This is a genomic window from Hafnia psychrotolerans, assembly GCF_014639435.1.
Taxonomy (GTDB): domain Bacteria; phylum Pseudomonadota; class Gammaproteobacteria; order Enterobacterales; family Enterobacteriaceae; genus Ewingella; species Ewingella psychrotolerans.
The window spans coordinates 36,761-56,678 of record NZ_BMFZ01000008.1 but is presented as its reverse complement, the minus strand read 5'-3'; the positions used below and the strand labels follow the sequence as shown (position 1 = coordinate 56,678).

The following is a 19,918-nucleotide window of genomic DNA, read 5'->3' as shown; positions in this document are numbered from 1 at the left end:
CAGAATGTATGTAAATCAAACGCCTCCAAAAGATAACCCCATGGCACGAAAAACCAAATTACAGGCACTTGAAACCCGACAGCAGATTCTTAATGCCGCAATATGGGAATTCTCTGCACGCGGAGTGGCTTCTACTTCATTGACCGATATTGCTAATGCAGCAGGTGTATCCCGAGGCGCAATCTACTGGCATTTCAAGAATAAAGTGGAGCTGTTTAATGGCGTCTGGGAACAATGCGAATCCCAAATATATGATCTTGAAATAGAGTATCAGACAAAATTCCCCAATAATCCACTGTGCATATTGCGTGAGATACTGATTTATATTTTACGGGCCACAGTAACGGATCATCGTCGCAAAGCATTGATGGAAATTATATTTCACAAATGTGAATTTGTTGGCGAGATGACCTCAGTCCATGACGCGCGTAAAGCGCTGTACATGGAAGGCTATGGTAAAGTGGAGCGTCTTCTGCAGCGCTGCATTGAGGCTGAACAATTGCCAAGAGATCTTCACCCTCGGCAGGCCGCAATAATCTTACGGGCCTATTTGACCGGGCTGATGGAGAACTGGCTATTTGTTCCCGAAAGCTTTGATTTGGAAAGCAAGGCTGCTCAATTTATTGATACTTATATAGAAATGCTGCAATTATGCCCGAGTCTTTTACTTTCCAAAGAAGCCCTTTGATTTCTGGCTAAGTTCCCCCTCATTTTCACCCCGTCGTTCGTTTTACTCTGACATGCTTTTTCGGCATTTTGGCTCTGGGTCCTCTGTTATTGTAGTGTTAATATCATTCCCTCTCTTCTGACATAAAGTTAACTCATGCATAGCCGATTTTCTGCGTTGTTGTCCACGTCGTGGTTTTCTCTTTTTCCACTAACCTTATGGCGTGTAGTGGCATTTGTGCTGGCGATCTCTCTGTCGGCTTTGACGATTTTTCCAGCCAGTGCAAGCATCAACAACGATCTGCCGACCCGCAATGAAGTGCAGAACCAACTCGACTCATTGAATAAACAGAAGAGTCTGACCCCTGTCGATAAACTGTCCCAACAGGATTTGATCCATACCCTCGAATATCTTGATGCGCTGGATCGTATCAAGCAGGATGCTGCGCAGCTGAAAAAGCAGGTCACTGAAGCGCCAGTTAAATTGCGAGCGGCTACTGACGGGTTGGAAAAGCTGAAAAATGGTGGTAATGACGGCGTTACTCAGGAGTCCCTTTCCGCGCTTTCACTGCATCAACTGGAAAACCGCCTTAATGACATGCTCGATGATCTTCAGTCATCGCAAGATGATCTTTCAACCTTCAACACTCAGCTTATTTCATTACAAACGCAGCCTGAGCGCGTACAGAGTGCGATGTACACTTATTCTCAGGGTCTGCAGAAAATCCGCAATCAGCTCAATGGATTGGTGCCAAGCCAGGAAAATCTGAGAGCGACGCAGCAGACCATGCTGATAACCCAGCAGGCGCTGCTAAATGCACAGATAGACTTCCTGCGTAAAAGTCTGGAAGCTAATACCACCTTACAGGATTTGTTGCAAAAACAGCGTGATTTTACTAATGCCCACATCAACCAACTGGAGCGTGTGGCGCAGCTTTTCCAGCAGGTGATCAACGGTAAGCGATTAACGTTATCAGAGCGCACGGCGAAAGAGGCGCAAACGCCAGATGACACTTCAAGTATTCAAAATGATCCGTTGGTGGCGCAAGAGCTGGGAATTAACCGTACGCTAAGCCAGCGCCTGATTGCCGCCACTGAAGAGGGCAATCAATTGGTACAGAAGAACATTACGGTCAAAAACTGGCTTGACCGTTCATCACAGGCCGAACACGACCTTAAAGAGCAGGTCAGCGTGCTCAAGGGGAGTTTGTTACTGTCTCGTATTCTTTATCAGCAGCAGCAAAATACAACTCCGCCGCCCGGTCTTATCACGGATATGAGTTCCCTCATCGCCGATCTTCGCCTTGATCAATTCACCATTAACCAGCAGCGTGATGCCTTATTCCAGGGGGATACCTATATCCAGGGTGTGGTGAAAAATAGCAAAGAGAAGGTCAGCGCTGACGTCAACGATGCGCTTGAGCAGATTGTCGACATGCGTCGTGAACTGCTCGACCAGCTCAACAAACAGCTCGGTAACCAGCTTTCTCTGGCGATTAATCTGCAAATCAATCAGCAGCAGTTGACGAGTATTAATGAGTCGCTGACGCAAACTCTGACGCAGCAGATTTTCTGGGTTAACAGCAATAAGCCTATGGATTGGGAGTTCATTAAATCTTTGCCAGAAGAGATTAAAACGCAACTGAGCGGTTTGCATATCAGTATCCCCCCGGGTGAACTGATGATGGGTGCACTGCACTCGTTACCGGTTACCATTCCTCTTTTGGTGACAATTTTGTTGTTGCTATGGCGACGCAAATCCATTGACCGGCATCTCGATAACCTCAACAAGGATGTGGGGCAATTAAAGCGCGATACTCAGTTGCACACGCCACGCGCATTGTTGCTTACGTTACTCAATACATTACCACTGACGTTGCTGGTTCTGGGCATCGGCTACTGGTTCTCACGGTGCGAAATTCAACTCAGTGATTTCCTATGGACACTGTCCCAGAGGCTTGCAGTCTTCCTGCTGGTCATGGGTTTCTGTTACCGCTTACTTAAGCCCAATGGCGTGAGCGAGCATCATTTCAATACGCCTGCTAAGCGTTGCGAACATTATCGCCGCTCCGTGGTGCGTTTAAGTCTGGTGATTGTTCCGCTGATTTTTTGGTCCGTTGGGGGGGAGAAGGCCCCGTTGGGACTGGTGGATGATATTATTGGACAAGTAGTGGTTTTACTGACGTTGGCCGTGCTGGCGGTGCTGGTTTTCCCTATCTGCCGCGACGCCTGGCGTGAGAAAGACTCCCACACCGTGCGTCTCGCGATTGTGACCGCCATTGCTCTTGCGCCGCTGTTTTTGATTGGCTTGATGCTGGCCGGGTATTTCTACACGACCTTGCGTCTGGCTGGGCGTTGGATAGACAGCCTCTATTTACTCATCTTGTGGAACTTCACCTACCAGACCGCGTTGCGTGGTTTAAGCGTTGCTGCTCGCCGCCTGGCCTACCGACGTGCGCTGGCACGTAGGCAAAGTAATAGCGCCAAAGAGGGCGCTGAAGGCAGTGAAGCTATCGAAGAGCAACCGCTGGGACTGGATCAAATCAACCAACAATCCCTGCGCCTGACGACGATGGCGCTGTTCTTTGTCTTTGCTTCGGTATTCTACTGGATTTGGTCTGACTTACTGACGGTGATCTCTTATCTCGACAGCATCAGTCTGTGGCACTACTCGAGTAATGTGGCGGGGACTGTGGTGCAACAGACGGTGACCCTCGGCAACCTCTTACTGTCATTTGTCGCTATTATCGTGGCGTACATCATGACGCGAAACTTACCCGGGTTGCTGGAAGTGCTGGTGCTCTCTCGGCTGCAACTGCGGCAGGGAGCGTCTTACGCTATCACGACGATTCTCAGTTACTCGATCACCGTGATAGGGACTATCACGGTACTCGGTTCGTTGGGCGTTTCCTGGGACAAACTTCAGTGGCTGGTGGCTGCACTGTCGGTGGGGTTGGGTTTTGGCTTGCAAGAAATCTTCGCCAACTTTGTATCAGGCTTGATCATTTTGTTTGAACGTCCGGTGCGTATCGGCGATACCATCACTATTGGCACGTATTCTGGTTCAGTCAGTCGTATTCGCATCCGTGCGACGACCATTACTGATTTCGATCGCAAAGAAGTGATCATTCCGAATAAAGCCTTTGTCACAGAACGGTTGATCAACTGGTCTCTGACGGACACCGTCACGCGAGTGCTGATCAAAATCGGTGTGGCCTACGGTTCAGATCTGGAAAAAGTGAAAGAGATTCTGCTGCAGGCAGCCCACGATAATCCGCGAGTGATGAGCGATCCTGCACCCCAAGTGTTTTTCCTCAATTTTGGTGCCAGCACGCTTGATCATGAATTGCGTTTATACGTGCGCGAATTGGGTGATCGCAGTTATACGGTGGATGAACTGAACCGCAGCATTGACAAACTTTGCCGGGAAAATGGCATTAATATCGCGTTTAATCAGCTTGAGGTTTACTTGCATAAACAGAGTGGGGATGACGAAGTGCAGGAAGTGAAACGCACGTTGCGCCAGCCGGGCGATGAACCTGATGCGATAATGCCGGTGCAGAGTTAACGCCATCTATCTCCAGGGAATATTATGTACACATCCTGAATGTTAAGCCCCGGCAACGGGGCGTAAAGGCGATAAATACGTAAACTACCAATAGCTGATTGAAAGTGTGTTTTTTCTTCCGCTGAGCTTTTCCTGGAAGTCTCGGCGGACGATCTCGAGCGCAGCCAAGGCCGTCTCAGGCGCAACTTCATTGCACTCAAGCAAGTAGATTAAATCAACAGCGAGCTGTAGCTCGGGTGGCGCATTTTCAACAGACATGGAAGCCAACATTCATTGTAGTGTGAGATATTAAGATCCTGCGTTTTATGCAGCTTGGTAGAACAAACACCTGATGTCACAGGATCCGAAGCCAACCCGAAGTGGGTTTACGCGACTTATTAAGCACCATTTAACACATTATTTGGAAAGAGTAATGAGTCAGATTAGGAAACTGATTATAGATATAAATGTCAGCGTCTGACCCCTTGTTTTCAAAAATTGTGATAAACATTCAAAATCCGTTTTCCTGTCGCTCAATCTGACGCTCTATTTTTGCCAGAGCCTGTCTGCATCGCATCAGCCGCCCTTCCAGCGCCGCCAGCTCTTTTTGCACGCGCTGCTGATCGCTGAAAGTAGCGAGCTGGCCCAGCGTGCTCTCCCTGTCCTGAATCATTGTAATCAAACGTCGCTCAAACTGCTGATGTTCAGACAATCGGGTGTAATTATCATGACTTTTTCGCTCTGGCGTTTGATTGTTTTTGCGAAGAGCCTGAGTGGCAAGTTCTCGCTGCAGGGCCGTTATCTGAGAAATCAGACGCTCGGCCACAAAGGCGACCTGAGCCTGACGTTTCTCCTTAACCATCTGATGTAGTTGGCTAAGGTTCAGACGAATCTCTGCCAGATAGTCTCGCAGCCGTGTCCCTTTGGTGGCAAAAAGCGCCACGTCGAAGCGGGCCTGCTGGGCAGAAATATGGCCGATAGGTTCAATTTCGCTCGCCAGTGTTTCAATCTGCTGGTTGAGGGCATGTAATATTTGTTCAGTGCTCACAGGGTTTCTCCGATATCGACGTGCCCAGCTTAACCGGTATACCACCAGAAACAAGCTATGCAGGATTTGGCAGTAGCAGCACACTTGTTTACACTACTTTCTCTTGCCAGGCGATGCGTTTGGCCGTTTCTGCTGGGAGTGGAATGAAGCGTCTGTTACTGATGATTATCGGCTGGCTAGCCGTATTACTTGCCACTCTCGGCGTGGTATTGCCTTTGTTGCCAACCACGCCGTTTCTGCTGCTGGCTGCCTGGTGTTTTGCCCGTTCGTCACCGCGTTTTCATTACTGGCTGCTTTACCGCTCATGGTTCGGTGGCTATCTGCGTCACTGGCAGGAGCATCGTGCTTTACCGCCGGGTGCTAAAAGCAAAGCCGTCGTAATGATCATCGCGACATTCGCCGTTTCGATCTATTTTGTCCCGATTGGCTGGATACGTATCCTGCTGCTTTGCATGATGATTGCCTTGCTCATTATGATGTGGCGTCTGCCGGTGGTTGACCTTAAGCAATAAAACAGGCGATCATATTCGGCTGCGGGTTGCTTTTTAGGGTGGCTTTGCATAGATTTGGGCATCTCGTACGTCGGTGCGCTCCCAATTTCCTTCCTTAAACGACATGCTTTATACAGGGCATGGCGGGGGACATTTGACCGCCCGCGTTTAAGTATGAACAGCAGCTATATCAGGCAATGACATTATGACCGCTACCGCACAGCAGCTACAGTTTATTAAAGACAGTATTAAAACCATCCCTGACTATCCTAAGCCAGGCATACTGTTTCGTGACGTCACCAGCTTACTGGAAGATCCAAAAGCTTACGCCGAGAGCATTAAATTACTGGCCGATCGTTACCGTAATGCGGGTGTGACCAAAGTGGTCGGCACCGAAGCACGTGGTTTCCTGTTTGGTGCACCGGTTGCTTTGGTGCTGGGTGTAGGGTTTGTTCCTGTGCGCAAGCCGGGCAAATTACCGCGTGACACCATCAGCGAAACCTACGATCTGGAATACGGCACTGATAGCCTGGAAATTCACGTTGATGCGATCCAACCGGGTGAAAAAATTCTGGTGATTGACGATCTGCTGGCAACTGGCGGCACGATTGAAGCGACGGCGAAATTGATCCGCCGTCTTGGTGGTGAAGTGACTGATGCCGCTTTTATCATCAATCTCCCCGAATTGGGCGGTGAAAAACGCCTGAACGATCTGAACATCCACTGCTATAGCCTGGTTTCTTTCGACGGGCATTGATTGATGTGAAATGGCCTCGCGGTTAAAGCGAGGCCATTTTATTCTTGTGCTATTTCCTTGGCTCCCCGGCCCAAACCACCATTATTTTATCGTCACCTTTCTGGCGGCTGAATGCGTAATATTCAGTCTGATGCTGTGTTGTCTGAATTCCGGCTCCTACCGCAATATGTCGTTCCCTGAATTTTCCCAGTTTTTGCCAGTGGGTCAGCAACTTTTGCTTCGCACCGGTCAGCTCACTCCAGTTCATGTCGGAACGCGTGCCCTGTAAAGGATCCGATCCCGTTGGGCCAAACGGGCGTCCGCTTTCATCGCCGTAGTAAATCTGTACCGCTCCGGGTGCCAACAGTAACAAATCTGCAGCACGTTGTTGTAAAGGCAGGGAGCCTTTGGCATCGGCAGCGAAAAACAGCCGTGTATCGTGTGAGGAGAGATAACTCAGTACGTTGAAATCCTGCATTTTCTCAGCCATTTGCTGATAAGTTGCGTCGATACTGGCGAAACAGCTCAGTGCGGCGGCGGCCTGATCCTGGAAATCAAAGTTGATCATCGCGTCAAAGCCATTGGCGTAGTAATCGCTTTTCATCACGCCGTGGCCCCAGGCTTCGCCGGTCATCCAGAACGGTGCGTCATCCAGCGCCTGTAAAGGATTGGCGGCTTTCCATTGTTTCAGGGCTTCGACTGAACGGGCTTTGAGTAATGCCAGCGTTGGTTTTTCCACGTGTTTAGCGGTATCCACGCGAAAGCCGTCTATACCGTAATCCCGCACCCACTGGCTGAGCCAGGTGACCAGATAGTCGCGCGGTGTGGCACCGGGAATCTCCCTGGCGGCGGTATCGGGTTTGTTGCGATAGAAAACGGGCAGGCTGCTGGCTTGGGTGGACTCGGTTTTAATATCCGGCAGGAAAGCCAGCGACATGGTCAGATCGTCATAACCCGGTGAGTCGTAATCGCCAATGTCGGTGCGGATCCATTTTTCCCCCCACCACGCGCTCCAGCCGTCTTTATCTCCGAAATTGATATAGTCATTGAAACTGTGCCAGTTCTGGCCACGTCCGGGTTTCCAGTCGGTCCAGTGCTTGCCGAGGATTTTTTCGATCTCATTGCCTTTCAGATACAACGACCCAAAATGGAACGCCTGCATATCCGCCAGCGTGGCGTAACCGGTGTGGTTCACCACTACGTCAAACAGAATGAGGATCCCGCGTTTGTGTGCTTTATTGACGAGCGTATGTAATTCCTCTTTGGTGCCCATATTGGCGTCGAGTTTTGTCCAGTCCAGCGTGTAATAACCGTGGTAAGCATAATGTGGAAAGTCACCTTGAGTTCCGCCGCCAACCCAGCCGTGGATTTGCTCCAGTGGGGAGCTGATCCACAGTGCGTTGACGCCTAACTGTTGCAGATAATCCAGCTTTTCCGTTAACCCGGCGAGATCGCCACCGTGAAACGTCCCGATTTCTTGCAAGCCGTCGTTGTGACGCCCGTAGCGATGATCGTTATCCGGATTGCCGTTTTCGAAACGATCTGTCAGCACAAAATACACCGTAGCGTTTTTCCAACTGAACATGGACGGCGTTTTATGCTCCGATGATTCGAGTAACAGCAAGCCACCGCTTGCCGGATCGGGCATCATTGTGATGTGACCATTCGTGACCTGTGTGCTCTGGCTGGAATAAAAATCGCGAACAGTTTCACCCTCAGAAAAAGTGCCAGAGACATCAACCGTGAGCGCTTTTCCATCCCAGCGCGGACAGGTTTTTTCCACCGCTGCGGCTGCTTCCTGCACCGTTTTCAGGCTCAACTGAAGTGTTGGCGTTCCGCTGCGGGTGTCGATCCGTGCCTGATAATCGCCCGCGCGGAACTGGCGCCAGGTAACGGGTGTTTTGTTTTCGCAAGGTTGCAGAGACAGCATTACGTTAAGTTTTACGTCGTCGGCCGGTTGCCAGCATTGATTATCCTGATTCAGTTCCAGTGTGCGCTGGCCTTTGGGTAGCGTAGCGCTGCTGGTGAATATTCCGCTTGAGGCTTCAGAAAAATCAGGAAAACCTTGTATCGTCCAGCTCGCCTGTGCGGCGGGTGAAACTAGCAGTAACAGCGGCAGTGTCAGGCGTTTCATGATTCTCCTTAGCGGGGGAGGAAGCATTATTAGGTTAGGGATTGATTCAGTGTAATCAGCGTGGGCAAATCCCCCTCATCCCTGCGAAGTAAATCTCAGGATGAGAACGAAGGGGGAGAACCTGCGATGAAGTCCGCAAAAGTAAAGTAATAGGAATGATAGTGACCGTGCTGATACACTAAGAAGTGGCAGTCTGGTGGTGACACTATTATGCTGAGACCTTCAGTCTCCGTTTAGCAGATCAGCGCAGAAAGACGGGTTAAACGATGTATTTTCATGTATCGTCAAATTATTCATTATAAATCAACGATGAAGTATTAATGAGCTATCAGGTTCTTGCCCGTAAGTGGCGCCCCCAAACTTTTGCCGACGTCGTCGGACAGGAACATGTGCTGACCGCACTGGCTAATGGCCTGTCGCTCGGGCGCATCCATCACGCTTATTTGTTTTCCGGTACCCGCGGTGTGGGTAAAACGTCTATTGCGCGCCTACTGGCTAAAGGGCTGAACTGCGAAACCGGTATCACCTCCACGCCTTGTGGTGTATGCGATAACTGTCGTGAAATCGAACAGGGTCGTTTTGTTGACCTGATTGAAATCGATGCGGCCTCCCGTACCAAAGTTGAAGATACTCGCGAACTGCTGGACAACGTTCAGTACGCCCCGGCGCGTGGTCGTTTCAAAGTTTATCTGATTGACGAAGTGCACATGCTCTCGCGCCACAGCTTCAATGCGCTGTTGAAAACGCTGGAAGAGCCGCCTTCGCACGTTAAATTCCTGCTGGCAACCACCGACCCGCAAAAGCTGCCGGTGACCATTCTCTCCCGTTGCCTGCAATTCCATTTGAAAGCCCTGGATGTCGAACAGATCCGCAATCAGCTTGAGCGAGTGTTAACCGCCGAGCAAATCACCAGCGAACCCCGCTCCCTACAGTTGCTGGCGCGCGCTGCCGACGGCAGTATGCGTGATGGTTTAAGCCTCACAGACCAGGCTATCGCGATGGGGCAGGGTGCTGTGACCACCGAAACCGTCGCGCAAATGCTCGGTACGCTGGACGACGAACAACCATTGGCGGTACTTGAAGCGCTGGTCAGTGCTGATGGTGCGCAGATGATGGCGCAAGTTGAACAGGCCGCCTCGCGTGGCGTTGACTGGGAAAACCTGCTGATAGAGACGCTCGCTCTGTTGCATCGTATTGCCATGGTGCAACTATTGCCGACGGTGCTTGATAACCATTACGCCGCCATTGAGCAGCGCTTGCGTGAGCTGGCCCGGGTTATCCCGCCCGTTGATGTACAGCTCTATTACCAAACTCTGCTGGTAGGCCGCAAAGAGCTGACGTATGCGCCGGACAAGCGAATGGGGGTCGAGATGACGCTGCTGCGCGCACTGGCTTTCCACCCCAAAGTGTTCATTGCTGAACTGAAAACGCCTGGTCAGGTGGCAGCCCCTCAAGCCTTTATTGCTCCGGCAGAACCGCAGCCAGCGAGAACCGTTCAGCAAGAAAACCCACCACCGCAGGAAGGGGCGCAGCCGGGAATGCCGGATGCCACAGCCCAGCTTTTGCAAGCGCGAACGCAGTTACTCAGACAGCAGGGAAATACCAATCCAAAAAAAGCTGAGCCGGCGGCGCCAGGAAAAGCGCGGCCGGCAAACTCAGCACTGGAGCGCCTCGCCTCAGTGACTGAGCGTGTGCAAACGCAGGCCAGTGCCCTGAAAGAGAAACCATCAGAGAAGCCGGTTAAGGAAGAAGCTTACCGCTGGAAAACGGTGAATGAGCCGGAGGAAGCACCAGAACCGGTCGCCACGCCTAAAATGCTGCGTACCGCACTTGAGCATGAGAAATCGCCGGAACTGGCAGCACGGCTGGCCATTGAAGCCACCGAGCGGGATGCATGGGCGGCTGAAATTAACCAGATGGTGATGCCAAAACTGGTGCAGCAACTGGCGCTCAACGCCTGGCGTGAACAGCCGGAACCCGGCAAAGTTTGTCTTCACTTGCGCACCTCACAGCGCCATCTGAATTCACCGTCGGCACAAAAGATGCTGGCAGAGGCTCTGTCAGTTTTGCATCAGTTGCCGGTTGAATTGACCGTGCTGGAAGATGATAATCTGGCGGTCAAAACGCCATTAGAGTGGCGGCAGAGCATTTATGAAGAAAAACTGGCGCAGGCGCGTCAGTCGATTATTGCGGATAACAACATCCAAACCCTGCGCAGGTTCTTCGACGCAGAGCTGGATGAAGAGAGTATTCGCCCCGTTTAAACGCCGCAATTACCCTGCGGCCCGACGCAAAGAGAGATGATTATGTTTGGAAAAGGCGGCATTGGTAACCTGATGAAACAGGCCCAGCAAATGCAGGAAAAAATGCAACAGGCTCAGGCAGAAATCGCGCTGTTGGAAGTGACGGGTGAATCAGGCGCTGGCCTGGTGAAAATTACTATCAACGGTGCACACAACGTACGTCGCGTTGAGATCGATCCAAGCCTACTGGCTGATGACAAAGACATGCTGGAAGATTTGATCGCTGCCGCGTTCAATGATGCTGCGCGTCGCATCGACGAAACCCAGAAAGAGAAAATGGCTAATGTGTCAGGCGGCATGCAATTGCCACCTGGCTTTAAGATGCCTTTCTAATGCAAACCAGCCCTCTCCTTGAATCATTAATGGAGGCGTTGCGTTGCCTGCCGGGCGTTGGCCCGAAATCAGCGCAGCGTATGGCATTCCAGCTGTTGCAGCGCGATCGCAGCGGCGGAATGCGGCTGGCGCAGTCATTAACCCGTGCGATGTCTGAAATCGGCCACTGCGGCGATTGCCGGACTTTCACCGAACAGGAAATCTGTACCATTTGCGCCAACCCACGGCGTAAAGAAAACGGCCAGATCTGCGTGGTAGAAAGCCCTGCAGATATTCATGCGGTAGAACAAACCGGTCAGTTCTCCGGCCGTTACTTCGTACTGATGGGCCATCTGTCTCCTATGGACGGCATTGGTCCTGATGACATCGGTCTGGACCGCCTTGAGCATCGTCTGGCAAGCGAAAGCATGAAAGAAGTGATTCTGGCGACCAATCCGACGGTTGAAGGGGATGCGACGGCAAATTACATCGCTGAAATGTGCGGCCAATATGGCGTCATGGCCAGCCGAATCGCCCATGGTGTGCCGGTAGGCGGCGAGCTGGAGATGGTTGACGGCACCACGCTGTCGCACTCTCTGGCGGGACGTCATCCTTTCAAGTTCTGAATTGATTGTTACGGCGCGTTATTTTTTGCGCGTCGGCTCACTTTTCCGTCAAACCCGCTATTTCCTCTTGAATTAATCCCTGACTATCCCCATCTACTCCTCAGCGTTTTACTTTTAGGTCAGCTTGCTGCCGTAAGGCCGGGCTTTCCAATGTAATGAAAAATCAAACAGCGTGATTGAGGTAATTTGATGAGTATGAAAGGACAAGAAACCCGCGGATTCCAGTCTGAAGTTAAACAGCTGTTGCATCTGATGATCCACTCGCTCTACTCCAACAAAGAAATTTTTCTGCGTGAGCTGATTTCCAATGCCTCGGATGCTGCCGATAAGCTGCGCTTTCGCGCGCTTTCCAAACCGGAGCTTTATGAAGGCGATGGCGAGCTGCATGTCCGTCTGGCATTTGACAAAGAAAAACGCACCCTAACATTGAGCGATAACGGCATTGGTATGAGCCGTGACGAAGTGATCGATAACCTCGGTACCATCGCCAAATCCGGCACTAAAGCCTTCCTGCAATCTGTCGGTTCTGATCAGGCAAAAGACAGCCAGCTGATCGGTCAATTTGGTGTGGGTTTCTATTCGGCATTTATCGTGGCTGATAAAGTCACTGTGCGCACACGTGCTGCAGGCGCAGCGCCGGAAGAAGGCGTATTCTGGGAATCTGCCGGTGAAGGTGAATACACCCTGGCCGATATTGAAAAAGCGGAACGCGGCACTGAAATTACCCTGCACCTGCGTGAAGATCAGGACGAGTTCCTCGATGATTGGCGTGTACGTTCGATCATAAGCAAATATTCCGACCACATTGCGTTGCCGGTAGAAGTGGAAACCCGTAACGAAGAAGACGACACCGTCACCTGGGAACAGATCAACAAGGCTCAGGCTCTGTGGACCCGCGGCAAAGCGGAAGTGACTGACGAAGAGTATGTTGAATTCTACAAACACATCTCCCATGACTTCAGTGATCCGCTGAGCTGGAGCCACAACCGCGTTGAAGGTAAACAGGAATACACCAGCCTGTTGTACATTCCTTCGCAGGCACCTTGGGATATGTGGAACCGCGATCACAAACATGGCCTGAAGCTCTACGTCCAACGCGTCTTCATTATGGATGAAGCCGAGCAGTTCATGCCGAACTACCTGCGCTTTGTGCGTGGCTTGATAGATTCCAACGATCTGCCACTGAACGTGTCGCGTGAAATTTTGCAAGACAGTCGTATTACCCAGAACCTGCGCAGTGCGCTGACTAAACGCGTATTGCAGATGCTGGAAAAACTGGCGAAAGATGACAACGAAAAATACCTGCAATTCTGGCAGCAATTCGGTCTGGTCCTCAAAGAAGGCCCGGCAGAAGATGGCGCGAATAAAGACACGATTGCCAAGCTGCTGCGCTTCGCCAGCACCCGTAACGACAACAGCGCACAAACCCTGTCGCTGGAAGAGTACGTTGCCAGCATGGTAGAAGGTCAGGACAAGATTTACTACATCACGGCTGACAGCTACGCCGCCGCGAAGAGCAGCCCGCATCTGGAACTGTTCCGCAAAAAAGGCATTGAAGTCCTGCTGTTATCCGATCGTATCGACGAGTGGATGATGAGCTACCTGACCGAATTCGACGGCAAAGTGTTCCAGTCAGTCAGCAAAGCTGACGACTCGCTGGATAAACTGGCAGACGAAGAGAACGAAGAGAAGAAAGAAGCCGAGAAGGCGCTGGAGCCGTTTGTAGAACGCGTTAAAGCACTGCTGGCTGACCGCGTGAAAGACGTGCGCCTGACGCATCGTCTGACCGATACACCGGCCATCGTGACGACTGGCGCTGACGAGATGACCACCCAGATGGCAAAACTGTTTGCTGCTGCTGGTCAGGATGCGCCTGAAGTGAAATATATCTTCGAACTGAACCCGGATCACGCATTGGTGAAACGTGCTTCAGACGTTGCCGACGACGCGCAATTTAGCGAGTGGGTTGAGCTACTGCTCGATCAGGCACTGTTTGCTGAACGCGGAACGCTGGAAGATCCAAACCTGTTTATTCGTCGTATGAACCAACTTTTACAAGCGTAAATCGCCCGCGAAATAAAATCTGAAACTCAGCCCTGTCTTCTGACGGGGCTTTTTTTTGTCTGCTACCCGTGGCTGGCTTCCTCCAGTAACCAGTTGCGAAACGTGGTGATCTCGGGCTCATGGCTGCGGGTATTTTTCACCAGCATATAAGTAGCTCGGTCGACTTCGGCAAAACCAAGGGGGGCAATCACGGTGCCTTCCTGTAACTCTTTCTTCACCAGGATCTGTGGCGTCATGATGATCCCCAGCCCGTTTTTGGCCGCTTGAATGGCCAGCGTTAAATTGTCGAAATGTTTACCCGCCGCGAAATCGCCTTTGGCATTGGTTTTTTTTGCCCACTCTTGCCATGCGTTGATCTTGGTGTCGGCGTGCAGCAGTGGCAGAGTGGAAAAATCCGTCTGATAAGTGAAGCGGTGACGAAAACCGGGTGAGCATACCGGGCCGATATAATCGACGGTGATCAGTGTTGATTCAATCTCGCTGGTGAGTTGCTGCTCATTACTTTTAATCAAAATATCGGTGCGCTGTTCACGTATTTGCTGCACATCAGTATGTGTTTGAAAGGTCAGAACGATATTTTCATAGCGTTCTGAAAAGCGGCTGATGCGTGGAATTAACCACTGCGCCAGAAAACTCGGGGCGCAGGAAATAATTAAGTTATTTTCCTGCCGTGCTTTTATTTCGCGACAGGTCGTTTCTAGTTCACTGAACGCTTGATCGCAGCATTTTTTTAATTTCTCTCCATCACGGGTTAAATATACCCGCCCGGCTGCGCGTTTAAATAGTGCTGTTCCCAACCAGCTTTCCAGATTTTTTATCTGATGACTCACTGCACTGTGCGTCACATTCAATGATTCCGCCGCCAGACTAAAACTTTCGAACAGCGCAGCCTGCTTGAAATAGTGCAGTGCGCGCAGTGCAGGTAAGTCAGCCATGCTCCCACCTTGTTAGATTAATTCAACTTCGATGTCTGTTTATATCATTTTCTTGCGTGGAAAAAACCCATTAGTCTCGACCTTGTTCCGAAGCACATCTCTCCAATAGGCGCTGTAATATTACTGAATACTATTCAGTAGATGCGCCAGTCTGCGGCTTGCTCGCTGGTTATGTCTATAAAAAATAAGGATGACTATGAACAATTCACTTTCTGATAAAACGACTTCCGCAGCTTCCTCTGTGCCTAAGACACAGCTCGTTATGTTTACCGGCGGCCGGGATAGTACCCTGTCAGCATGTTATTTAATGTTACAGGGAATCCCTGTTCATCTCTATTCGGCCAACAGCGGTTGTTCACTGCATCGTGGCATTCTGGCGCACCGGGTCGAGGAATTACGTAACCGCTTTGGCGAATTAGTGGTGGCACATACCGTGGAAGATATTAGCGGGACTTTCCGCTCCATCGCGATTGAAAATATCGAAAGCGATATTCTGCGTCACCGTAAAAATCTGGTTTTGCTCGGCGAAAAACTGGCGATTCATGCCCATCTGGTAGATTTCTGCCGCCGCAACGACATTAGCATCATCAACGACGGTATCACCCACTATCAGCAGGAATTCCCGGAGCAGCGCCAGGTGGCGAAAGATTTTCTGGTGAACCTGATGGATCAGTTCGACATTCAATACCGTTCGCCAATTTATGAGTTTGCCCAGTCAGCCGATGACGTGAAATATCGTCTACTGCAATTAGGTATCTCAACGAAATCCCTGGAAGGCGTGAGTATCTTCGGTGACAGCTTCTCGACGCCGAGTGATGAAACCATTCTGGCTTACCTGAATGAAAAAACGCCGCTGGCGTTGAATATCGTCAAATTTCTTTCAGGTGAAACACTGACTCTTGGGCCAAGAACTGCGGCGCATGCTGCGGCGTAATTAAGGGTATTGCGATGCAAACTATTATCAAATGTTCGGCGGTGATCATCCGTGACCGCGCATTATTACTTACGCGCAAACGCGGCACTGATATCTTCATTTCCCCCGGTGGAAAACCCCTCACCGGCGAAGATCACATCAGTTGTCTGAAGCGTGAATTGAAAGAAGAACTCAACGTTGATACCGCAAAAATCACCCCGCTGGGGTTATTCCACGGCATAGCGGAATTTGAAAAAGTCGCGATTGAAAATCATGTGTATCAAGTGGAAGTGGTTGGGCAACCGGTCGCGAGCGCCGAGATCGCTGAAATAGCTTGGGTGAATTACCGCAAGCCGCCTTGCGAAGTGGGAGTGGGATCCGTGTTTAGAGACAACGTCCTGCCGTTACTGTACCAGCGTGAGTTGATCGATTGATGGATCCTTCATCTCTGGCTCCCGCCTTGCAGTTACAGCATGGTGACCACTATTACAGGGAAGTTAACCGGCTGCGGGAAGTGCTGCGCGACAAGCTGACGACGGCCTATCGGCTTGAAGGTTACGATATCTTTCTGGTGCAGTCGGTGCGCGTCGGTTTAGCCATGCTGTCCCACTTGCTGCACAAGCATCAGTTGACGTTACAACTGGGTCAGCATCGTCACTATCAGCCGATAGAACTGTTGTTTTCCAATCAGACGCCCGGCGATGTCACAGCGCAAAACAGCGGCGTCAATATCGTCACGCACGTCAATCCTTACACTGGCGTGATCAGCAATATTAAATGCAGTGAAGGCAAAGCGGTGGTGGATGCGTCACACAGCTTCGCGACCGCCCTGCATGACGAGCTGGTCAGCAACAGCTCGATTTTCCTCGCACCGTTGCATAAACATGCATCGGTCGCCGTCGGGCTGTCAATCATTGCCGTGCGTACCGAGCATTACAGCTGCTTATTTCGCAGTGAACTGCGCCTATTCGAGGGAGCTACCGTATCGCAGCGACCATTGCAGGAGGCCATTGACGTTATGGATAGCCCGGCCTGGCAACCGTATAACGTGGCCAGCATTGAAAAGATCGACCTGCCACTGGCCAACGGGCTGCGTCTGACTTCGGTCAGTGCTTCCGGCTTGCCGTTTGTCTGCTTCCCCGTGACAACGCTTTCAGAAGAGCAACTGCGTAAAGTCAAGCAAATCGATGGCAGTTATTTTGAGCATTCCCAAACTCTGCGCATATCTCGTTGGACACGGGGCAGCCGTTCACAACACATTGATCATACGGGAAGTGTGATTGACGATTTAGCCCGACTCTGGAGTCAAAAATGAGTAAATCTACCCCCGTTAACGGCAATCTTATCGGTATTCTCGGCGGAATAATTCTGAGTACAGACTCGGTATTTATCCGCCTGATGAACATTGATAACTCGTGGATGATCGTGATGTTGCGTGGCCTCTTTATGTGGGGGCTGGTGGTGGTGGTCTATTTGCTGTGGCCTAAAAGCCGCAAAGTGCTAGGTGTGCCTTGGATCACTCGGCAGAACGCGCTATCTACGCTATTTTTCTGCGTCGCGTCGGCCTGTTTTGTTAACGCACTGAATCGCGGTAGCGTCGCCACTGTGTTGGTGATCATCTCCTCGACACCCTTTGTTTCCGCCATTATTTCGCGACTGTTCTTTGGCACCAAATTTGACAAAACTTTGATGATGGCCGCCATTGCCGGAATGCTGGGTGTGGCTATTGTCATGACCGGGCGCTCGGAAGGATATGATCCGATGGCCAACTATTTTGCCCTGGCGACCGCTGTGTCGATGGCGCTGGCCTTTATCTTCGCCTCAAAAGTTGAAAAGGGTACCGTCGGTTTACCTTCTCTTGGTGGCGTGCTGGCCTCGGCCTGCGTGATCGCCTTTACCGGTGGTAGCGTGCTGCATGACGTTCAGACGCTCACGCATTATCAGTGGCTGTGGGTGGCCGTTGAAGGCGCAGTGATTATGCCGTTGGCGATGGGGCTGATTTCACTCTCCACGCGCTTTGTTTCACCCGTTAACGCCGGGCTATTTTTACTGTTGGAAACTGCGCTGGCACCGCTGTGGATCTACCTTTTTTTGCACGAAGCGCCGACGTTGCAGGCCATCATTGGTGGATGCATTATCGTGTTGGCCGTGGTGTCGCAAACATGGCGAGTAAAACGACAGGAAGCATTGGCCTGAGCCGCTTAGCGCAATGTCCCTTCCTTGAGGAAGGGCGTACAGAATGGTATGGTTGGTCGTTTTTTGCGTTTTAATAAAAATTACATGCAAGGGGATTTACGCAATGCGTATCATTCTGCTGGGCGCTCCTGGCGCTGGTAAAGGTACACAGGCTCAATTCATCATCGAGAAATATGGCATTCCGCAGATTTCCACCGGTGATATGTTGCGCGCAGCTGTGAAAGCCGGAAGTGAACTCGGCAAGAAAGCGAAAGAAATTATGGACGCCGGGAAACTGGTAACCGACGAGTTAGTGATCGCACTGGTAAAAGAGCGTATTCAGCAAGAAGACTGCCGTAAAGGTTTTCTACTGGATGGCTTCCCGCGCACTATTCCACAGGCTGATGCGATGAAAGACGCTGATATCCAAGTGGATTATGTTCTGGAATTTGACGTGCCTGACGAATTGATCGTTGATCGCATCGTTGGCCGTCGCGTACACCCTGGCTCTGGGCGGGTGTATCACATCAAATTCAACCCTGCAAAAGTTGAAGGTAAAGATGATGTGACTGGTGAAGACCTGATCACCCGTAAAGACGATCAGGAAGAAACCGTGCGTAAGCGTCTGGTGGAATACCACGAGTTGACAGAACCTTTGATCTCTTACTACAGCAAAGAAGCAGAAGCGGGTAACACTAAATACGTGCGCATCGATGGCACACAGAAAGTTGACGAAATTCGTCAGGAACTCGCCGCTATCTTGGGCTAATTTATTCATATTTAGTGTTATTATTTGAATTCAAGGCGACTCTGGTCGCCTTTGTTACTTTTAATTCTCCATTATTTCCCCACGCGTTACTCGTATTGATTACTCCTGCCATTGGCTGTTATCGGTTCCGATCCCAGACAATTTAGTTACAATATAGATTGTTACGACGAAGCACTCTTGGGCAGCTTCGTACCCTTCTGGCCTATTGGCCACATTAATTTAGGAAATTCAGTATGATGCAGACGAAATTCGGTGTGTTACTGGTCAATCTCGGTACTCCCGAAGCCCCTACGCCGCAGGCCGTAAAAAAGTATCTGGCTGAATTTTTAAGTGATATTCGCGTTGTTGACGTCAACCGATTGATTTGGTTGCCTATTTTATATGGGGTTATTTTGCCTCTGCGTTCAACACGGGTGTCCAAACTGTACAAATCTGTCTGGATGGAGGACGGTTCGCCGCTGATGGTCTTTAGCCGCCGTCAGCAAAAAGCGCTGGCTGAACGCCTGCCTGGCACGCCGGTTGAACTGGCAATGAGCTACGGTAATCCGAGCATGCAGGATGCCATTGGGAAATTACTGGCGCAGGGCGTCACCAAAATGGTGGTGTTGCCGCTGTATCCGCAATACTCCTGTTCTACCAGTGCTGCTGTATTTGATGGCGTAGCGCGCGTGCTGAAAGATAAACGCCGTTTACCGTCGATCAGTTTTATCCGTGACTATGCAGAACATCCGGCTTATATCTCTGCGCTGAAATCCACTGTGCTGCGCTCTTTTGCCAAACATGGTGAGCCTGACCGCCTGATCCTCTCTTTTCATGGCATCCCTAAACGCTTTGTTGCGCAGGGTGATGACTATGAGCAGCGCTGTAATGACACGGCACAAGCCCTGACGGATGCTCTCGGTCTGCCCGCCGGTAAAATTATGCTGACCTTCCAGTCGCGTTTTGGTCGTGAGCCGTGGCTGACGCCTTACACCGATGAAACCCTGAAAGGCTTACCGGCGCAGGGCATCAAAAATATTCAGATCATATGCCCGGGTTTCGCCTCCGATTGTCTGGAGACGCTTGAAGAGATAAAAGAAGAGAACCGCGAGATCTTTATGCACGCTGGCGGTGAACGCTTTGACTATATCGATGCGCTCAACGATCAGCCTGAGCATATTGATCTGTTGCAACAATTAGTGACGCAACATTTTTAACGT

General features: G+C 50.8%; 18 protein-coding genes and 1 other annotated feature. Of the genes, 14 read left to right on the top strand and 4 right to left on the bottom strand.

Annotated features, from left to right (window positions below; genetic code table 11):
• The first annotated feature begins 40 nt into the window (after window positions 1-40).
• Together acrR and mscK are read left to right on the top strand one after the other, a co-directional pair.
• Entirely contained in the window at window positions 41-688 is a 648-nt protein-coding gene (gene acrR / locus IEV89_RS14825) for a multidrug efflux transporter transcriptional repressor AcrR (RefSeq protein ID WP_188474303.1), read from the top strand.
• Window positions 689-823: 135 nt separating this feature from the next.
• Window positions 824-4,234: a mechanosensitive channel MscK gene (gene mscK, locus IEV89_RS14820; protein ID WP_188474302.1), complete on the top strand. Its 3,411-nt coding sequence runs from the start codon at window positions 824-826 to the stop codon at window positions 4,232-4,234.
• 84 nt (window positions 4,235-4,318) lie between these two features.
• Here mscK and rsmS read toward each other — a convergent pair whose 3' ends face one another.
• Window positions 4,319-4,492: a pleiotropic regulatory protein RsmS gene (gene rsmS / locus IEV89_RS14815; RefSeq protein WP_188474301.1), complete on the bottom strand. Its 174-nt coding sequence runs from the start codon at window positions 4,490-4,492 to the stop codon at window positions 4,319-4,321.
• A 232-nt stretch (window positions 4,493-4,724) separates the two neighbouring features.
• Window positions 4,725-5,261 (bottom strand): primosomal replication protein PriC, encoded by a 537-nt coding sequence (gene priC / locus IEV89_RS14810; RefSeq protein WP_188474300.1) that lies wholly within the window; start codon window positions 5,259-5,261, stop codon window positions 4,725-4,727.
• 143 nt (window positions 5,262-5,404) lie between these two features.
• Between priC and IEV89_RS14805 the strand changes: the two genes are divergently transcribed.
• Entirely contained in the window at window positions 5,405-5,773 is a 369-nt protein-coding gene (locus IEV89_RS14805) for a DUF454 family protein (RefSeq protein ID WP_188474299.1), read from the top strand.
• 184 nt (window positions 5,774-5,957) lie between these two features.
• Window positions 5,958-6,509, top strand: coding sequence for an adenine phosphoribosyltransferase (gene apt / locus IEV89_RS14800; RefSeq protein ID WP_188474298.1), 552 nt, complete (start codon window positions 5,958-5,960; stop codon window positions 6,507-6,509).
• Between the two features lie 49 nt (window positions 6,510-6,558).
• Here apt and IEV89_RS14795 read toward each other — a convergent pair whose 3' ends face one another.
• Entirely contained in the window at window positions 6,559-8,622 is a 2,064-nt protein-coding gene (locus tag IEV89_RS14795; protein ID WP_188474297.1) for an alpha-amylase, read from the bottom strand.
• 320 nt (window positions 8,623-8,942) lie between these two features.
• On the opposite strand from IEV89_RS14795, the gene dnaX reads away from it, so the two are divergent.
• The 4 genes from dnaX to htpG all read left to right on the top strand — a co-directional run bounded on the left by dnaX (window position 8,943) and on the right by htpG (window position 13,927).
• Entirely contained in the window at window positions 8,943-10,886 is a 1,944-nt protein-coding gene (gene dnaX, locus IEV89_RS14790) for a DNA polymerase III subunit gamma/tau (RefSeq protein ID WP_188474296.1), read from the top strand.
• Window positions 10,213-10,277: a sequence feature (DnaX frameshifting element), on the top strand. It overlaps the preceding gene by 65 nt.
• A 42-nt stretch (window positions 10,887-10,928) precedes the next feature.
• On the top strand, window positions 10,929-11,258 hold the full coding sequence (locus IEV89_RS14785) for a YbaB/EbfC family nucleoid-associated protein (protein WP_188474295.1): 330 nt from the start codon (window positions 10,929-10,931) through the stop codon (window positions 11,256-11,258).
• Window positions 11,258-11,863, top strand: coding sequence for a recombination mediator RecR (recR, locus tag IEV89_RS14780; protein ID WP_188474294.1), 606 nt, complete (start codon window positions 11,258-11,260; stop codon window positions 11,861-11,863). The genes IEV89_RS14785 and recR overlap by 1 nt, the downstream gene beginning before the upstream one ends.
• A 195-nt stretch (window positions 11,864-12,058) precedes the next feature.
• Window positions 12,059-13,927 (top strand): molecular chaperone HtpG, encoded by a 1,869-nt coding sequence (gene htpG / locus IEV89_RS14775; RefSeq protein WP_188474473.1) that lies wholly within the window; start codon window positions 12,059-12,061, stop codon window positions 13,925-13,927.
• Between the two features lie 62 nt (window positions 13,928-13,989).
• On the opposite strand, the gene IEV89_RS14770 is transcribed toward htpG, so the two are convergent.
• Complete coding sequence (locus IEV89_RS14770; RefSeq protein WP_188474293.1) at window positions 13,990-14,862, bottom strand: LysR substrate-binding domain-containing protein; 873 nt, start codon at window positions 14,860-14,862, stop codon at window positions 13,990-13,992.
• Between the two features lie 262 nt (window positions 14,863-15,124).
• On the opposite strand from IEV89_RS14770, the gene IEV89_RS14765 reads away from it, so the two are divergent.
• From IEV89_RS14765 to hemH, 6 genes are all read left to right on the top strand, one after another.
• Window positions 15,125-15,796 (top strand): hypothetical protein, encoded by a 672-nt coding sequence (locus tag IEV89_RS14765; protein ID WP_188474472.1) that lies wholly within the window; start codon window positions 15,125-15,127, stop codon window positions 15,794-15,796.
• Between the two features lie 14 nt (window positions 15,797-15,810).
• Window positions 15,811-16,209 carry an NUDIX hydrolase gene (locus IEV89_RS14760; RefSeq protein ID WP_188474292.1) on the top strand — a complete coding sequence of 133 codons (399 nt, stop codon included), beginning with the start codon at window positions 15,811-15,813 and terminating at the stop codon, window positions 16,207-16,209.
• Complete coding sequence (locus IEV89_RS14755; protein WP_188474291.1) at window positions 16,209-17,090, top strand: DUF6024 family protein; 882 nt, start codon at window positions 16,209-16,211, stop codon at window positions 17,088-17,090. The genes IEV89_RS14760 and IEV89_RS14755 overlap by 1 nt, the downstream gene beginning before the upstream one ends.
• Window positions 17,087-17,971, top strand: coding sequence for a DMT family transporter (locus IEV89_RS14750; protein WP_188474290.1), 885 nt, complete (start codon window positions 17,087-17,089; stop codon window positions 17,969-17,971). The genes IEV89_RS14755 and IEV89_RS14750 overlap by 4 nt, the downstream gene beginning before the upstream one ends.
• A gap of 103 nt (window positions 17,972-18,074) precedes the next feature.
• Complete coding sequence (gene adk / locus IEV89_RS14745; protein ID WP_195826135.1) at window positions 18,075-18,719, top strand: adenylate kinase; 645 nt, start codon at window positions 18,075-18,077, stop codon at window positions 18,717-18,719.
• Between the two features lie 233 nt (window positions 18,720-18,952).
• Entirely contained in the window at window positions 18,953-19,915 is a 963-nt protein-coding gene (gene hemH / locus IEV89_RS14740; RefSeq protein ID WP_188474288.1) for a ferrochelatase, read from the top strand.
• The last annotated feature ends 3 nt before the right edge of the window (window positions 19,916-19,918 follow it).

What these genes read in the sequence shown, in the direction of transcription:
- htpG (WP_188474473.1), top strand. Translation starts at nt 12,059, where the DNA reads ATGAAAGGACAAGAAACCCGCGGATTCCAGTCTGAAGTTAAACAGCTG.
- IEV89_RS14765 (WP_188474472.1), top strand. Translation starts at nt 15,125, where the DNA reads ATGTTTACCGGCGGCCGGGATAGTACCCTGTCAGCATGTTATTTAATG.
- IEV89_RS14755 (WP_188474291.1), top strand. Translation starts at nt 16,209, where the DNA reads ATGGATCCTTCATCTCTGGCTCCCGCCTTGCAGTTACAGCATGGTGAC.
- apt (WP_188474298.1), top strand. Translation starts at nt 5,958, where the DNA reads ATGACCGCTACCGCACAGCAGCTACAGTTTATTAAAGACAGTATTAAA.
- IEV89_RS14750 (WP_188474290.1), top strand. Translation starts at nt 17,087, where the DNA reads ATGAGTAAATCTACCCCCGTTAACGGCAATCTTATCGGTATTCTCGGC.
- mscK (WP_188474302.1), top strand. Translation starts at nt 824, where the DNA reads ATGCATAGCCGATTTTCTGCGTTGTTGTCCACGTCGTGGTTTTCTCTT.
- IEV89_RS14795 (WP_188474297.1), bottom strand. Translation starts at nt 8,622, where the DNA reads ATGAAACGCCTGACACTGCCGCTGTTACTGCTAGTTTCACCCGCCGCA.
- dnaX (WP_188474296.1), top strand. Translation starts at nt 8,943, where the DNA reads ATGAGCTATCAGGTTCTTGCCCGTAAGTGGCGCCCCCAAACTTTTGCC.
- acrR (WP_188474303.1), top strand. Translation starts at nt 41, where the DNA reads ATGGCACGAAAAACCAAATTACAGGCACTTGAAACCCGACAGCAGATT.
- recR (WP_188474294.1), top strand. Translation starts at nt 11,258, where the DNA reads ATGCAAACCAGCCCTCTCCTTGAATCATTAATGGAGGCGTTGCGTTGC.
- IEV89_RS14805 (WP_188474299.1), top strand. Translation starts at nt 5,405, where the DNA reads ATGAAGCGTCTGTTACTGATGATTATCGGCTGGCTAGCCGTATTACTT.
- IEV89_RS14770 (WP_188474293.1), bottom strand. Translation starts at nt 14,862, where the DNA reads ATGGCTGACTTACCTGCACTGCGCGCACTGCACTATTTCAAGCAGGCT.
- hemH (WP_188474288.1), top strand. Translation starts at nt 18,953, where the DNA reads ATGATGCAGACGAAATTCGGTGTGTTACTGGTCAATCTCGGTACTCCC.
- adk (WP_195826135.1), top strand. Translation starts at nt 18,075, where the DNA reads ATGCGTATCATTCTGCTGGGCGCTCCTGGCGCTGGTAAAGGTACACAG.
- IEV89_RS14785 (WP_188474295.1), top strand. Translation starts at nt 10,929, where the DNA reads ATGTTTGGAAAAGGCGGCATTGGTAACCTGATGAAACAGGCCCAGCAA.
- IEV89_RS14760 (WP_188474292.1), top strand. Translation starts at nt 15,811, where the DNA reads ATGCAAACTATTATCAAATGTTCGGCGGTGATCATCCGTGACCGCGCA.
- rsmS (WP_188474301.1), bottom strand. Translation starts at nt 4,492, where the DNA reads ATGTCTGTTGAAAATGCGCCACCCGAGCTACAGCTCGCTGTTGATTTA.